Origin of the sequence: Gordonia neofelifaecis NRRL B-59395 (genome assembly GCF_000192435.1) — a bacterium.
GTDB classification, from domain to species: domain Bacteria; phylum Actinomycetota; class Actinomycetes; order Mycobacteriales; family Mycobacteriaceae; genus Gordonia; species Gordonia neofelifaecis.
Map to the genome: position 1 here is coordinate 147,133 of NZ_AEUD01000011.1, position 16,054 is coordinate 163,186.

Annotated in this window: 11 protein-coding genes; 6 read left to right on the plus strand and 5 right to left on the minus strand. The window is 67.5% G+C overall.

From position 1 onward, the window contains the following. Nucleotides 1-18 precede the first annotated feature (18 nt). Genes SCNU_RS13410 through SCNU_RS13420 form a run of 3 tightly spaced genes read left to right on the plus strand, consistent with a single transcriptional unit; the run spans nucleotide 19 to nucleotide 3,426 of the window. Complete coding sequence (locus SCNU_RS13410; protein WP_009679920.1) at nucleotides 19-1,107, plus strand: S-(hydroxymethyl)mycothiol dehydrogenase; 1,089 nt, start codon at nucleotides 19-21, stop codon at nucleotides 1,105-1,107. Further along, nucleotides 1,104-1,733 (plus strand): MBL fold metallo-hydrolase, encoded by a 630-nt coding sequence (locus tag SCNU_RS13415; protein WP_009679921.1) that lies wholly within the window; start codon nucleotides 1,104-1,106, stop codon nucleotides 1,731-1,733. Before SCNU_RS13410 ends, SCNU_RS13415 begins: the two co-directional genes overlap by 4 nt. Then, nucleotides 1,723-3,426 (plus strand): SulP family inorganic anion transporter, encoded by a 1,704-nt coding sequence (locus tag SCNU_RS13420; RefSeq protein ID WP_009679922.1) that lies wholly within the window; start codon nucleotides 1,723-1,725, stop codon nucleotides 3,424-3,426. The genes SCNU_RS13415 and SCNU_RS13420 overlap by 11 nt, the downstream gene beginning before the upstream one ends. 201 nt (nucleotides 3,427-3,627) lie before the next feature. Here SCNU_RS13420 and SCNU_RS13425 read toward each other — a convergent pair whose 3' ends face one another. Further along, entirely contained in the window at nucleotides 3,628-4,020 is a 393-nt protein-coding gene (locus tag SCNU_RS13425) for a YccF domain-containing protein (RefSeq protein ID WP_009679923.1), read from the minus strand. Between the two features lie 34 nt (nucleotides 4,021-4,054). Between SCNU_RS13425 and SCNU_RS13430 the strand changes: the two genes are divergently transcribed. Next, a complete protein-coding gene (locus tag SCNU_RS13430; protein WP_040518429.1) occupies nucleotides 4,055-4,318 on the plus strand; it encodes a hypothetical protein in 264 nt (87 codons plus the stop codon). Between the two features lie 34 nt (nucleotides 4,319-4,352). Here the strand turns inward: SCNU_RS13430 and SCNU_RS13435 are convergent, their stop codons facing one another. The 4 genes from SCNU_RS13435 to SCNU_RS13450 all read right to left on the minus strand — a co-directional run bounded on the left by SCNU_RS13435 (nucleotide 4,353) and on the right by SCNU_RS13450 (nucleotide 9,407). Then, on the minus strand, nucleotides 4,353-4,916 hold the full coding sequence (locus SCNU_RS13435) for a LemA family protein (protein WP_009679925.1): 564 nt from the start codon (nucleotides 4,914-4,916) through the stop codon (nucleotides 4,353-4,355). Between the two features lie 69 nt (nucleotides 4,917-4,985). Beyond that, entirely contained in the window at nucleotides 4,986-6,758 is a 1,773-nt protein-coding gene (locus SCNU_RS13440; protein ID WP_009679926.1) for a DUF2207 domain-containing protein, read from the minus strand. A 74-nt stretch (nucleotides 6,759-6,832) separates the two neighbouring features. Then, on the minus strand, nucleotides 6,833-8,287 hold the full coding sequence (locus SCNU_RS13445; RefSeq protein ID WP_009679927.1) for a catalase: 1,455 nt from the start codon (nucleotides 8,285-8,287) through the stop codon (nucleotides 6,833-6,835). A 124-nt stretch (nucleotides 8,288-8,411) separates the two neighbouring features. Further along, nucleotides 8,412-9,407: an alpha/beta hydrolase gene (locus SCNU_RS13450; RefSeq protein ID WP_009679928.1), complete on the minus strand. Its 996-nt coding sequence runs from the start codon at nucleotides 9,405-9,407 to the stop codon at nucleotides 8,412-8,414. 211 nt (nucleotides 9,408-9,618) lie between these two features. On the opposite strand from SCNU_RS13450, the gene gltB reads away from it, so the two are divergent. Continuing rightward, complete coding sequence (gene gltB, locus SCNU_RS13455; RefSeq protein ID WP_009679929.1) at nucleotides 9,619-14,217, plus strand: glutamate synthase large subunit; 4,599 nt, start codon at nucleotides 9,619-9,621, stop codon at nucleotides 14,215-14,217. Further along, nucleotides 14,210-15,664: a glutamate synthase subunit beta gene (locus tag SCNU_RS13460; protein WP_009679930.1), complete on the plus strand. Its 1,455-nt coding sequence runs from the start codon at nucleotides 14,210-14,212 to the stop codon at nucleotides 15,662-15,664. Before gltB ends, SCNU_RS13460 begins: the two co-directional genes overlap by 8 nt. Nucleotides 15,665-16,054 lie beyond the last annotated feature (390 nt).

A 16,054-nucleotide genomic window follows, 5' to 3' on the forward strand; every position in this document is an offset into this window, starting at 1 on the left:
CCCGCGCTAGGAGATCTTGTGGCCACCGTCGTCAAGGGAGTCATCTCCCGAACAAAGAACGCGCCGACCGAACTGGTCGACATCACGATCCCGGATCCGGGACCGAACGACGTGGTGGTGAAGATCAGCACGTGCGGTGTCTGCCACACCGACCTCGCGTACGCGACCGGGGGCATCAACGACGAGTACCCGTTCCTCCTCGGGCACGAGGCCGCGGGTGTGGTCGAGACCGTCGGTGACGCCGTGACGCACGTCGAGGTCGGCGACTACGTGGTCCTCAACTGGCGCGCCGTGTGCGGCGAGTGCCGCGCTTGCAAGCGCGGTCGGCCGTGGTACTGCTTCGACACCTTCAACGCCAGCCGACCGATGACGCTGGCCGACGGCACCGAGCTCACTCCGGCGCTGGGCATCGGCGCCTTCGCCGAGAAGACCCTCGTCCACGAGGGGCAGTGCACCAAGGTCGACGAAGCCGCGGATCCCGCCGTCGCCTGTCTGCTCGGCTGCGGTGTCATGGCGGGCCTCGGTGCCGCGATGAACACCGGGCAGGTGGGCCGTGGCGACTCGGTGGCCGTCATCGGCTGCGGCGGCGTGGGAGACGCGGCGATCGCCGGAGCCAAGCTGGCCGGCGCGACCACGATCATCGCCGTCGACCGCGACCCGAACAAGCTCGACTGGGCCAAGGACCTCGGCGCCACCCACACCGTCGACGCCTCCGCGACGGCCGACGTGGCCGAGGCGGTGAAGGAACTCACCGGCGGGTTCGGCGCGGATGTGGTGATCGACGCGGTCGGTCGTCCGGAGACCTACCAGACCGCGTTCTACGCCCGCGACCTCGCAGGCGTGGTCGTGCTCGTCGGCGTCCCGACGCCGGAGATGCGTTTGGAGATGCCGCTGGTCGACTTCTTCAGCCACGGCGGTGCCCTGAAGTCGTCCTGGTACGGCGACTGTCTGCCCGAACGCGACTTCCCGATGCTGATCGACCTGTTCCTGCAGGGACGACTGCCGCTCGACAAGTTCGTCACCGAACGCATCGGAATCGACGGCGTCGACGCCGCATTCAAGGCGATGGAGTCCGGACGAGTGCTGCGGTCGGTGGTGGAGCTGTGACGGACTTGACCGTCGACCGGGTCGTCACGTCCGGCACCTTCTCGCTCGACGGCGGCACCTGGGACGTCGACAACAACATCTGGGTGATCGGCGACGACGCCGAGGCGGTGATCATCGACGCGGCACACGACGCCGCGCCGATCCTCGCGGCGGTCGGAGATCGCAAGGTGGTGGCGATCGTCCTCACACATGCGCACAACGACCACATCGGCGTCGCACCCGAACTCGCCGCCGCGACAGGCGCGCCGATCCTGCTGCACCCCGCCGACGAGATGCTCTGGGAGCAGACGCATCCGGGCGTTCGGCACGGTGAGCTCGCGGACGGCATGCGGATCGCCGTCGGCCGTCATGGGCTCGAGGTGATCAACACGCCAGGCCACTCGCCGGGGTCGTGCGTGGTGTGGGCGCCGTCCGCCGGTGTGCTGTTCAGCGGCGACACCCTGTTCCAGGGCGGTCCGGGCGCCACCGGACGGTCGTTCTCGAGCTTCGACGACATCATCGCCTCCATCCGCGACCGGATCCTGGTGCTCGACCCGCAGACGCGCGTCTGCACCGGGCACGGCGATGAGACCACGATCGGTGCCGAGGCAGGTGACCTCGACGAGTGGATTCGTCGTGGCCACTGACCGGCTGCGCCGCATTCGCCCGCCCGCGCTGAGCGGATATCAGCGTTCCTGGCTGCGAGCCGACGTCCTCGCCGGGGCGTCGCTCGCAGCCGTCGCCATTCCGGAGGCGATGGGCTACAGCTCCATCGCGCACGTACCGCTCAGCGCCGGTCTCTACTCGCTGATAGTTCCGGCGATCGTCTTCGCGCTGATCGGCGCATCACGGTTGCTGGTCGTGGGAGCGGACTCGGCGACCGCCGCGCTGCTCGCGTCGGGCATCGCCGGCCTCGGCGTCGTCGGCCTCGCTCCCGACTCCGGCGAGTGGCTGGCCTGGGCGGGTCTGATCGCCCTGGTCACCGGCGTGATGCTGCTGATCGCGTGGGTGCTGCGACTCGGATTCCTCGGCGACTTCCTCTCGACGTCGGTGCTCGTCGGCTTCCTCGCCGGGGTGGGGATCCTGGTGGTCACCGAGCAGATTCCGGGCATGCTGGGCGAGCCGAAGCACGACTCCGGCCACGTCCTGGCCAAGTGGCTGGCGGTGTTCGAGAACTTCGGTACGGCGCAGTGGCAGTCGATGGTGTTCGCCGTCGTCACGCTGGCCGCGTTGGTCGGGGTGCGCCGGTTGAGACCGTCGCTGCCGACGCCGATCATCGTGGTGATCGGGTCGATCGTCGTGGTGACGGTCTTCGACCTCGGCCGGTGGGTGCCGACCGTCGGCCCCATCGAGGCCGGCGTTCCGTCAGTGCGGTTTCCACCGATGCACGACGTCGTCGCGAAGTTCCCGACCGTCCTGACCATCGCGTTCGGCTGCCTGCTGGTGATCCTGGCGCAGAGTGCGGCGACCGCTCGCAGCTTCGCTCAGCGGCACGGCGACCCGGTCGATGTGAACCGCGACATCCTCGGACTGTCGGCGGCCAACGTCTCTGCGTCGCTCACCGGATCGTTCGTCGTGAACGGAAGCCCGACCAAGACGGCGATCCTCGATCAGCAACGAGGCCGGACACAGGTGGCGAACATCGCCATGGCGGTCGTGACCCTCGCCGTGGTCGCCGTCGCGGCGGGACCGCTGGGTGATCTGCCCGAGGCGGTGCTGGCGGCGATCGTCTTCATGGTCGGCGTCGACCTCGTCGACTGGCACGGCTTCCGGAGGATCTGGCGGATCCGCCGGATCGAGTTCGCGATCGCCGTGGTCACCACGATGATGGTGGTCGTCTTCGGCGTGCTCACCGGTGTCGTGGCGGCGATGGTCCTGTCGTTGCTTCAGATCATCCACCGGCAGTATCGGCCCGAACGGTTCGTGGTGGGGGTCGGCGATCACGGGACGCGCCGCTACGAGAGCGCGCGGCCGGGACACCAGACGCTGCCCGGATTGATCGTCTTCCGGTACGACGCCGATCTGTTCTACGCGAACATCGGCCGCTTCAGCGATGACGTGACCGCGCTCATCAAAGCGGCCCCCGATCCCGTCCGCTGGCTCGTGCTGGACTGCTCGGCGATCTCCGACGTCGACTACTCCGCGGCGATGGCGCTGCACGACCTGATCGACTACGTGCACTCGGTGAGCGCGCGCTTCATCCTCGCCGGCGTGACCCCGGAACTGGAGGACTCCCTCGAAACCGCCAAGATCATGGCCGATCTCTCGCCGGACAGCGTGTACCAGGGCGTGGGTTCCGCCGTGCGCGCGTTCGAGAAGGAGCATCCCGAGGCCGGTTAGGGCAGTGCTCCGACCGCGCGCAGCATTGACCGCTCAGCCGCGATATCCGTCGAAATCGAGGACGTCGCGGCTGAGAGGTCAATGCTGTGCTGGCCGACTCTGTCAGTCTCAGCGGTAGGTCCTGGTCGCACTTCTGCGCCGTGTCGAATCCCCGCACTCCACGCCGGTACCCAGTACGCCGGAACACTCCCAGACCGGAACTCAGTACGCCGCCCGCGGATCATTGGTCGACACGATCTCGGCGCCCAGCGGAACCAGCGAGATGGGGATCATCTTGAAGCTGGCCACGCCCAGCGGGATCCCGATGATGGTGATGCACAGGGCGAATCCCGTCGCGAGGTGGCCCAGTGCGAGCCAGATCCCGGCGACGATGATCCAGATGACGTTGCCGATCGTCGACCCGGCACCGGCGGTCGGTTTCCGGATCACGGTGCGCCCGAAAGGCCACAGCGCATAGTTCGCCATGCGGAACGATGCGATGCCGAAGGGAATGGTGATGATGAGGATGCAGCAGACGATGCCTGCGAGCACATACCCGATGGCCATCCACAGCCCGCACAGAACGAGCCACAACACGTTCAGGATCGTCTTCATACGTCCATTGTGCTGCGTCGCCTACGCTTTCGGAATGGGTAATGACCCGGAACCCGGAGTGGCGCGCCGCACGATCTGGTCGCTGGCCGCGATCGTCGTGCTGACGGTCCGCATTCTCGCGACGATTGCGACGATCTTCTTCACGTTCGCCTGGCTGGTCGCCGCGGTCCGCTCGAGTCTGCTGAACGCCTGGCTCTGGTGGGCTGTCGGTTCGGTCCTCGCGATGGCGATCAGCTGGTACCTCTACAGCTATCTGCGGGTGCGCTATCCGAGCACGAGCCGCCGGTGGGAACCGTGAGTCGGTCCCGCCCGGCGGCTCGATGTCGCATGTGTCAGAACTGCACCTGCGGCGGCAGCTCCTGGCCGGCCGGGGCCTGGTAGAACTCCCGCGCCCGGACGTTCGCCATGCCCGAGAACAGCATCCACGGAATGGTCTGGACCGCCTGATTGAGCCGTGACACCGCGTCGTTGTAGAACTGGCGCGCGAACGAGAGCTTGTTCTCGGTCTCCGCGAGCTCGGTCTGCAGCGCCATGAAGTTCGGCGCGGCCTGCAGCTGCGGGTAGTTCTCGGCGACGGCGAACAGCCGGCCGAGGGCGCCGCTCATCTGAGCCTCAGCGGCGGCCTTGTCGGCGACCGACGACCCTTGCGCGGCCTGCTGCATGTGGGCGCGCGCGGCGGTGACCGCCTCCAGGACGCCCGACTCGTGCGCCGCGTAGCCCTTGACGGTGTTGACCAGGTTGGGAATCAGATCCGCACGTCGGGTCAGCTGGACGTCGATGCCGCCCAGTGCCTCCTGCGCGGTGATGTCGGCCTTGCGCAGCTTGTTGAAGCCGACCATCACGAAGACGGCGAGGAGGACGAGCAGGACAACGATGATGATCAATGCCCAGATCACGATTGGTGCCTCTTTCTTTTGGGGACTTGCACAGAGAATGTCATGCCGGGTGGGGCGATGGCGCGAGGCTCACCAGGAGCCGCCGCCGCCTCCACCGCCGCCGCCTCCGCCGAAGCCGCCACCGAAGCCGCCACCGCTGCCCGACGAAGACTGCGACGAGCTGTACGCGGACAACGATGACGAGAGGCTGGACTCGAAGCTGTCCATGCCGGAGCCGCCGCCGAACAGACCGTGCGACGTCGACCCGACGTAGAACCCCGGGAGCCAGACCGGATCGGGCGGCTCCTGGCCGGTCGCGTAGCGATACTTGGCCGCCCAGGCGTCGGCGCAGTTGAAGGCCATCGCATAGGGGATGTAGCTGGTGAACAGCTCCTTGCGGGCGGAGAAGTCGAGGCGTTCCTGGTTCGACGTCGTCGACAGCAGGCGCTCGAAACCGCCGGACCGCGACCACACCTCCCGGCCGAGTGGGGTGCGCCGCGTGCCGACGCCGGGCACGAACAGCCCGGCGCCGCCGATCACGAATGCCGCGATCGGCAAGGCCATGATCTGGGCGGGCAGAATCTGGAAGATCAGCAGGACCGCGGCGACGACCAGGGCCGCACCCACGGCGATTCGCCCGAACAGTTCCGACCGGCTCCGCTCGAGCGATCCACTCTGCAGACCCCAGTTCCGGGTCGCGGCCTCCATCTCCTTCGTCGCGGTCGACAGCTTCTGCCCGGCGCTCTTGGACCCGTCGGCCTCGAAGACGTAACCGGCCTGCGAGAGTCCGAGCGCCGCGACCACCGCGTTCGACGCGGGGTCCAGCGATGCGAACCGCCCGGGCGTCAGCTGGGAGACGACAGTCCAGTCGGAGCTCGTCGTCCGGTTCAGCGTCACGTGTCCCTGTTCGGCGAGGTGGAACAACGTCGAGACCAGGGCCTTCCTCGGCATCGACTCGTAGGCGACGTAGTACGTCTCCACCGGCCCCAGCTTGCGCGACGGTTTCTGCGGGTCGGCAGGCGGTTCGTACATCACCGGCAGCAGCGGGGTGTCCTCGCGGCTGCGGCGCATCCAGAGGAATCCGGCGGCGAAAGTCAGCAGCGACAGCAGGACCGAGACGATCGGAACGAGCCTCGAGTTGCCGAGGAGTACGTCCATCGACACCGACCATGGCAACTGCGTCCGGCCGGGTCCGGCGAAGGGAAGCTCGGCCTTCACCGCGACACCGGTGTTCGGTGCCAGCGGCCCGGTGGTGACGACACGAGTCGTCGCGTCGGGTTCGGCGACCTCGCAGGGCGACCCGTCGTTGGTGCTGCACGCGAACGAGGTCGGGTTCTCGGGGAAGTGGACGGTGCTGGTGCTCTTCTCCATCCGCATCCGCCAGCCGTTTCCGACGACTCGCCAGATGAACCGGCCGGGATCGCCGCCGCCGATGGTGTCGGCGACGCGGTAGGAGATCTGATAGCGGTGCTCGCCGGGGGTGACGAAGGAGTTCGCGTCACCGATCCGCGCGACCTTGAATCGGCCGCCCTGCTCCTCGCTGAGCTCGAACGGGACCGGCTGGCCGTCCATCGTGATCGCGATGTCCTGCGGCCGATACCGCACGCCCTTGTTGGCCGGGTCGGCGTCGGAGACGTCCCAGAACTGGAAGATGCCGTGCTTGCCGGACGGCAGATCGACTGTCAGGACCTCGTCGACGGTGAGCTGTCCGTCGCGCGCCAGTGTGAAGTCCGCGTTGTAATCGGTGATGACGGCGGTGTCGACCGTCGTGTCGCCCGACGGACTGGAGTTCGCGATCACCGGCCAGAAGAGGCCGATCACCGTGGCGATCGCCACCACGAGCGACAGCACGAATCGTTTCATGCGGCGATCCTATGCGGCGGCCCGGAAGTTCTCCGCTCGATGAATGACGACGGGCCGCCGCACAGGACGTGACGTCATTGCGCCGCGCGCACCTGACGCTCGATCGCCACACCGGTCTCGGGGTCGATGTTGCGCCAGTATTCGAAGGCTCGAGCGAGTACCGGCTCGCTCACTCCATCGAGGAGATGTCCGGCGACGTTGTCGACCAGACGATCCCGGGCACCGTCGTCCATCACGTCTCGGATCAGTGCGCGCGGTTGGCTGACGTCGTCGTCGGCGGGATGATCGACGTAGGCACTGCGGACCAGCGGGCCGTCCGCCGCCCACTGCGGTTCGGCCTGGCCCGGGTACACAGCGGCCGGCCCGCCCTTGGAATTCGGCGCGTAGACCGGGTCGCTCACCGGATCGATGCGCATCGCCCCGTCCTTGGAGTAGCTGTGGACCTCGTTCCGGGGCCGGTTGACCGGAATCTGCTTGTAATTGGCGCCGAGCCGAGCGCGATGGGCGTCGGAATACGAGAAGACCCGTCCGAGCAGCATGCGATCGGGGCTGAAACCGATGCCTGGTACCACGTTGCTCGGCTCGAATGCGGCCTGCTCGATCTGCGCGTGGTTGTCCGTCGGGTTCGTATGGAGAGTCATTCTCCCGACCTCATGCAGGGGATAGTCGGCGTGCGGCCACACCTTGGTGAGATCGAACGGATTGAAACGGTAGCCGACGGCGTCGTCGAACGGCATCAGTTGGACGTTGAGCGTCCACGACGGATGCTCGCCGCGAGCGATCGAGTCGAACAGGTCGCGCATGTGGAAGTCGCTGTCTCGGCCCGCGAGCCGATCGGCCTCGTCCTGGGTGAGGCACTCGACTCCCTGGTCCGACAGGAAGTGGTACTTCACCCAGTGTTTGTCGCCGGATGCGTTCACCCACAGGTACGTGTGGGAGCTGTACCCGTTCATGTGGCGCCAGGTACGGGGGATCCCGCGGTCGCCCATCAGCCAGGTGACCTGATGGGAGGACTCCGGCGAGAGCGTCCAGAAATCCCACTGCATGTCGTGGTCGCGGAGGTTGCTGTCGGCGCGGCGCTTCTGGGATCGGATGAAGTGCTGGAACTTCATCGGGTCCTTGATGAAGAACACCGGAGTGTTGTTTCCGACCATGTCGTAGACGCCGTCGTCGGTGTAGAACTTCAGCGCGAAACCGCGGGGGTCGCGCCAGGTGTCGGGACTGCCGCGCTCGCCGGCGACGGTCGAGAATCGGGCCACCATCTCAGTGGTCGCTCCCGGCTGGAACAGCGACGCGCAGGTGTAATTCGAGACATCGGCGGTCGTCTCGAAGGTGCCGAACGCTCCGCTGCCCTTGGCATGCGGCTGCCGTTCGGCGATGCGCTCGCGATTGAACTGAGCCATCTGCTCGATCAGGTAGTGATCGTGCAGGACGATCGGGCCGGCCGGGCCGACGGTCAGCGAGTGCTCGTCGCTGCCGGCGGGCGCTCCGGAGTCGGTGGGCGTGTAGGGGATCTTCTCCTCAGGCATCTCACCCTCCCAGGAAGGTTGGACTGTTGTCGTCGGACCCGAGGCCATGCGACGGGCCCGACCCGAGCCTAACGCCCGTTCGGGTGATTCGCCGCCCGCTCGACGGGCCGACGACGGTGATCGGTCACGGCAGGACGCTGTGCTCGGCGATGAACTCCGCGGCCGCGCGCACCGCCTTGCCCGACTCGGGCGTGAAGTACGGGAACATCTGGAAGACGTGCCCCTGTCCCTGCCATTCCTGCAGTTCGGACAGCCCACCCGCGTCCAGCAGGCGGCGATGGATGGTCCGTGCGTCGTCGGCCATGATCTCGCGGGAGCCGACCTGGATCAGAGTGGGCGGCAGGTCCATGTCGGGCGTGAGTCTGATCCGCATTCGCGGGTGGTCGGGGTCGGCGCCGGCGGTGTACAGGCCGAGGAACCGCGCGGCACCGGTGACGTCGATGATCGGGTCCCGCACGCCTCGGCTCTCGAGGTCGCGGGCGAGTTGGAACGTCGGATCGTAGAGCGGGGAGAACAGCGCCATCGCGCGCGGCTGTGGCACGCCGTCGCGGTGGTTCGCAGCCAGAAGGTCGAGGGCGAGGTGACCGCCGGCCGAGTCACCCGCCACGACGATCTGTTCGGCGTCGAAGCCCTGCGCGAGCAGCCAGCGGTAGCCGCGGACGGCGTCGTCGCCCGCGCTGGGCCACCGGTATTCGGGGCCGAGCCGGTAGTCGAGGCTGAAGGCGCCGATGCCCGCCCGCCGTGTCAGCCGAGCGACCAGCCCGCGATGCGTGCGCGGCGAACAGATCACGTAACCGCTGCCGTGCAGGTAGTACACGATCGACGCCGGTGACGCCGGGTCAGGGACGCCGAGGCCGCCGTCGGTGTGGATCCACTCGCCGCGCACCTGGCCGTCGGCGGTGGTCTCGCGGATCGTGGTCGTCCGGGTTTCACGTGGAACCGGGCTCATCAACGACAGTCCGAGGTTCACCGCCGGTCGCGTCGCGGTGAGCAGCCGGGGGCCGGCGAGGGCACCACGGCCGAGCGCGTACATCAACGGTCGTGAGGCGACCGTCGTCTTCGAGAACGCCCGGGCGCGGAGAGACGCGCGTGCCGCGAGTTCGTGTGACGTGGAGTACACGGTGAGAGACTGTATCCGCTTTTTGCCTCAACCGGGCCGAAGTGGAATACTGGGCGTACTGCGCTTGCGTCGATGGGCTACCCCCTGCGACTTGAGCGGGCCAGCAATGAAGCTGAATCCCCGGGCGGTGCGCTGGTTCGCACTGACTTCTGACCGGGACTCTCTCCAGTACGTATTAGTACGCAGCGTCGCGTGCGGAGTAGGCAGATTCATGAAGCACTTGCCGGGGCCCGTCGGGCTCTACGATCCGGTCAACGAGCATGACGCGTGCGGCGTCGCCTTCGTCGTCGACATGCACGGACGTCGCAGCCGCGACATCGTCGAGAAGGCCATCACCGCGCTGGTCAACCTCGAGCATCGCGGCGCGGCCGGCGCTGAGCCCAATACCGGTGACGGTGCGGGCATCATGATCGGGGTTCCGGACCGGTTCCTCCGCGAGGTCGTCGAGTTCGAGCTCCCCGCCGAGGGCGACTACGCCACCGGCATCGCCTTCCTGCCGCAGGCCTCCGGTGACATCGCCGAGGCGGTCCGCGGCGTCGAGGAGATCATCGCCTCCGAGGGCCTGACGCTGCTCGGTTGGCGCGATGTCCCGGTCGACGAGAGCTCGCTCGGTGCGCTCGCGCGCGACGCGATGCCGACGTTCCGCCAGGTGTTCCTCGGTGGCGCGTCGGGCATGGAGCTCGAGCGCAAGGCCTATGTGGTCCGCAAGCGCGTGCAGTACGAGCTCGGCGAGAAGGGCGCCGGACAGGACGGCCCGGGACGCGACACCGTCTACTTCCCGAGCCTGTCGGGGCAGACGTTCGTCTACAAGGGCATGCTGACCACGCCCCAGCTGCGTGACTTCTACCTGGACCTGCAGGACGAGCGTGTGGAGAGCGCGCTCGGCATGGTCCACAGCCGCTTCTCGACCAACACGTTCCCGTCGTGGCCGCTGGCCCACCCGTTCCGCCGCGTCGCTCACAACGGTGAGATCAACACCGTCAGCGGCAACGAGAACTGGATGCGTGCCCGCGAAGCGCTCATCAAGACAGACGCCTTCGGCGACAGCCTCGACAAGATCTTCCCGGTCTGCACCCCCGGCGCCTCGGACACCGCACGCTTCGACGAGGTCCTCGAACTGCTGCACCTGGGCGGCCGCACGCTGCCGCATGCGGTGCTCATGATGGTTCCCGAGGCGTGGGAGCGCAGCGAGGACATGAAGCCCGAGCACCGGGCGTTCTACGAGTACCACTCCGCACTGATGGAGGCGTGGGACGGACCGGCGTCGGTGTGCTTCACCGACGGCACCGTGATCGGCGCCGTCCTGGACCGCAACGGTCTGCGCCCGTCGCGCATCTGGGTCACCAAGGACGGATTGGTGGTGCTGGGTTCCGAGGTCGGCGTCCTCGACATCGATCCGGCCGACGTCGTCGCCAAGCAGCGACTGCAGCCCGGCAAGATGTTCCTGGTCGACACCGCCCAGGGACGGATCGTCGCCGACGAGGAGATCAAGGACTCCCTCGCGGCCGAGCAGCCGTACCAGGAATGGCTCGACGGCAGTCAGGTCGCGCTGGCGGACCTGCCTGCGCCGCCGCACAAGCACATGCCGCACGACCGCGTGACGCTGCGCCAGCAGGTCTTCGGTTACACCACCGAAGACCTGAAGCTGCTGATCTCGCCGATGGCGGCGACCGGCGGTGAAGCGCTCGGGTCGATGGGTACCGACACGCCCGTCGCGGTCCTGTCGAACCGTCCGCGGATGCTGTTCGACTACTTCCAGCAGATGTTCGCGCAGGTCACGAACCCGCCGCTCGACGCGATCCGCGAGGAGGTCGTCACCAGCCTCGGCGGCCGCATCGGCGGTGAGCGCGACCTGCTGAACCCCGCAGCAGGCTCGGCCAAGCAGATCGTGCTGAGCCAGCCGATCCTCGACAACGACGATCTCGCCCGCTTGATCGAGATCGATCCGGCGACGGGTTTCCCGTCGGTGCACATCCACGGCCTGTACCCGGTCGCGGAGGGCGGCGAGGGGCTGCGCCGGGCACTCGACGGCGTCCGCAGCAAGGTGTCGGCGGCGATCGCCGACGGCGCTCGCGTCATCGTGCTCTCCGACCGCGAGTCGGACGAGACCCTCGCGCCGATCCCGTCGCTGCTGTTGACCGCTGCCGTGCATCATCATCTGGTGCGTGAGCGGACCCGGACCCGCGCCAGCCTCATCATCGAGTCGGGCGACGCCCGCGAGGTGCACCACATGGCGCTGCTCATCGGGTTCGGTGCCAGCGGCATCAACCCGTACATGGCGTTCGAGACCATCGAGGACATGCTCGAGTCCGGCAGCCTCGAGGTTCCCGGCACCGAGGACCTCGATCACGAGGCCACCTTCTGCAAGGCGCGCGCCAACTACATCAAGGCGGCGGGCAAGGGCGTCCTGAAGGTGATGAGCAAGATGGGCATCTCGACCGTGCCCTCCTACACCGGCGCGCAGTTGTTCCAGGTCATCGGTCTGGGACAGGACGTCGTCGACGAGTTCTTCACCGGACTCAACAGCCAGCTGGACGGCATCGGTCTCGACGAGATCGCCGGCGAGGTGGGCCGGCGGCACGCGCTCGCCTTCACCGACCGCCCGGCCGAGCGCGCGCACCGCGAGCTCGAGGTCGGCGGCGAGTACCAGTGGCGTCGCGAGGGCGAGTACCACCTGTTCAACCCGGACACGGTGTTCAAGCTGCAGCACTCCACGCGCACCGGCCAGTACTCGGTGTTCAAGGAGTACACCAAGATGGTCGACGACCAGGCGGCCCAGCTGGGCACGCTCCGCGGTCTGTTCGACTTCAACTTCGGCGATCGCGATCCGATCCCGATCGACAAGGTGGAGCCGGCGAGCGAGATCGTCAAGCGCTTCTCGACGGGTGCGATGAGCTACGGCTCCATCTCGGCCGAGGCGCACGAGACTCTCGCGATCGCGATGAACCGCCTCGGCGGTCGGTCGAACTCGGGTGAGGGCGGCGAGGACCCGCGCCGGTTCGTTCACGACGAGAACGGCGACTGGCGCCGCAGCGCGATCAAGCAGGTCGCCTCGGGACGCTTCGGTGTCACCAGCCACTACCTGAGCAACTGCACCGACATCCAGATCAAGATGGCGCAGGGTGCCAAGCCCGGTGAGGGCGGTCAGCTGCCGCCGCACAAGGTGTACCCGTGGGTCGCCGAGGTCCGCGGCAGCACGCCGGGCGTCGGCCTGATCTCGCCGCCGCCGCACCACGACATCTACTCGATCGAGGATCTCGCGCAGCTGATCCACGACCTGAAGAACGCGAACCCGCAGGCCCGCATCCACGTGAAGCTGGTCTCCGAGCTCGGTGTCGGCACCGTCGCCGCGGGCGTCTCCAAGGCGCACGCCGACGTCGTCCTGATCTCGGGACACGACGGCGGCACCGGCGCCAGCCCGCTGACCTCGCTGAAGCACGCGGGCGCACCGTGGGAGATCGGCCTGGCCGAGACCCAGCAGACGCTGCTGCTCAACGGACTGCGCGACCGCATCGTCGTGCAGGTCGACGGCCAGCTGAAGACCGGCCGTGACGTGATGATCGCCGCGCTTCTCGGCGGTGAGGAGTTCGGTTTCGCGACCGCGCCGCTGGTGGTCTCGGGATGCATCATGATGCGCGTCTGCCACCTCGACACCTGTCCGGTGGGCGTTGCGACACAGAATCCGCTTCTGCGCGAACGCTTCTCGGGCAAGCCGGAGTTCGTCGAGAACTTCATGCTGTACATCGCCGAGGAGGTGCGCGAGCTGCTCGCACGCCTGGGCTTCCGCACCCTGCAGGACGCGGTCGGCCACTTCGAGGCGCTCGACACGCACAAGGCGCTGGCGCACTGGAAGAACCACAAGGCGGGCAAGCTCGATCTGTCGCCGATCCTGACCATGCCGGAATCGCCGTTCATGAATCAGGATCTCTACTGCTCCGGTAAGCAGGACCACGGCCTGGACAAGGCGCTCGACAACGAGCTGATCGAGAAAGCCCGTGCCGCAATCGAATCGGGTACACGCGTGACGCTCGCGTCGCCGATCAGCAACGTGAACCGGACCGTCGGAACCATGCTGGGCCACGAGGTCACCAAGGCTTACGGCGCCCAGGGACTGCCGGAGGGGACGATCTCGATCGACTTCACCGGTTCGGCGGGCAACAGCTTCGGCGCCTTCGTGCCGCGCGGTATCACCATGCGCATCGAAGGCGACGCGAACGACTTCGTCGGCAAGGGGCTGTCGGGCGGCAAGATCGTCGTCCGACCGCCGCGTAACGCGCCGGCCGGGTTCGTCGCCGAGGAGAACATCATCGGCGGCAACGTGATCGCCTTCGGCGGCACCGCGGGCAAGGTCTTCCTGCGCGGCGTGGTCGGCGAGCGCTTCTGCGTCCGCAACTCGGGTGTCCAGGCCGTCGTCGAAGGCGTCGGCGACCACGGATGCGAGTACATGACCGGCGGCACCGCCGTGATCCTGGGCCGCACCGGGCGCAACTTCGCTGCGGGCATGTCCGGCGGCGTGGCATACGTCTACAACCCGCACGGTGAGTTCGAGGCGAACCTCAACGCAGAACTGGTGAACCTCGAGGAGCTCGACGCCGAAGACCTCGCCGTGCTGTCGGGACTGCTCACGGAGCACCGCGACGAGACCGGCTCGCCGGTCGCCGCCGCCATCCTCGACGACTGGGCCGTCGCCCAGGGGCACTTCGTGAAGGTGATGCCCCGCGACTACAAGAAGGTGCTCGTCGCCATCGACGCCGCCGAGCGCTCCGGACGAGATGTGAACGAAGCGATCATGGAGGCGGCACGTGGCTGATCCGAGGGGTTTTCTCAAGCACACCGAGCGGGAGACACCGGTCCGTCGGCCCGTCGAACTGCGACTGCTGGACTGGAAAGAGGTCTACACCGAGTTCGACAAGGGCACGCTGCAGACGCAGGCGAGCCGCTGCATGGACTGCGGTGTTCCGTTCTGCCACAACGGTTGTCCGCTCGGGAACCTGATTCCCGAGTGGAACGACCTGGTGTACCGCGACCAGTGGGGTCCGGGCATGGACCGGCTGCACGCGACCAACAACTTCCCGGAGTTCACCGGGCGGTTGTGCCCGGCGCCGTGCGAGGCGTCGTGCGTCCTCGGCATCAACCAGCCTGCCGTGACCATCAAGCAGGTCGAGGTGGAGCTGATCGAGAAGGCGTGGGGCGACGGCACGGTCACCCCGGTCCTGCCGACCGAGCGGACGGGCAAGAAGGTCGCGGTCGTCGGATCCGGGCCGGCCGGCCTGGCCGCCGCTCAGCAGATGACGCGTGCGGGCCACGACGTGACGGTGTTCGAGCGCGCCGACCGCATCGGTGGTCTGCTCCGCTACGGCATTCCCGAGTTCAAGATGGAGAAGCGGTTCATCGATCGCCGTCTCGAGCAGATGGAGGCCGAGGGCACGGTGTTCCGCACGGGCGTCAACGTCGGTGTCGACCTCACCGTCGAGCAGCTCCGCGGTGACTTCGACGCGGTGATCCTGGCCAACGGTTCCACCATCGGCCGCGATCTGCCGGTCCCGGGCCGCGAGCTCGACGGCATCCACCAGGCGATGGAGTTCCTGCCGCAGGCCAACCGCGTCCAGCACGGCGACGTCGTAGACGGGCAGATCACCGCGGAAGGCAAGCACGTGGTGATCATCGGCGGCGGTGATACCGGCGCCGACTGCCTCGGCACGTCGCTTCGTCAGGGTGCCGCCCAGGTGCACCAGTTCGAGATCATGCCGAAGCCGCCGATCGAGCGAGCCGAGTCGACCCCGTGGCCGACGTACCCGCTGATGTACCGCGTCTCGTCCGCCCATGAAGAGGGCGGCGAGCGGGTGTACAGCGTGAACACCGAGGAGTTCGTCGGTGAGAACGGCAAGGTCACCGCGCTCAAGGCCCACGAGGTCAAGATGGCGGGCGGCCGATTCGAGAAGGTGGAGGGCAGCGACTTCGAGCTGAAGGCCGATCTCGTCCTCCTCGCGATGGGCTTCGTCGGCCCGGAGCGTGGCGATCTGCTCGACAAGCTGGGTGCCACCTATGACGCCCGTGGCAATGTCGCGCGCGGAGACGACTTCGGTGCGACCGGACTGCCGGGAGTGTTCGTCGCCGGCGACGCCGGTCGCGGGCAGTCGCTGATCGTGTGGGCGATCGCCGAGGGCCGCTCGGCTGCGGCCGGCGCCGACGCCTACCTGATGGGCTCGACCCAGCTGCCGTCGCCGATCGTTCCGACGCTCGTCGCCCAGCGATAGTTCACCCAGCGATAGTTCGCCCAAGGGGCGGTCCGGCCGAAAGGCTGGGCCGCCCTTTGTCGTTCTCTCCTGTCGTTCCCGCGTTCACCGCCTGCAGAACTTGTCGCAGGTCACACCGCCGCGAATTTGACCTCGCGTCCATGTGTGCGTAACTTATTTGGAGTCAGAGCGGCCCGGCCGCGAAGACGAACTCCCGAACTTCGATCGCCGCGATCAAATCGCGGCGATTTCGTGCGGGGTCGGCCAGATCTGGTCCGATTGCTTCAACTCTTCAGTGAATTCCACTAGGAATCACCGATTAGGGAGAGCCGGAAGATCATGTTAGGCTGGTGGGGTTGCTCCGGGGACGGGGTGGCCGCAATATAATTGCAGATGTCTGCTGGAGTTCGG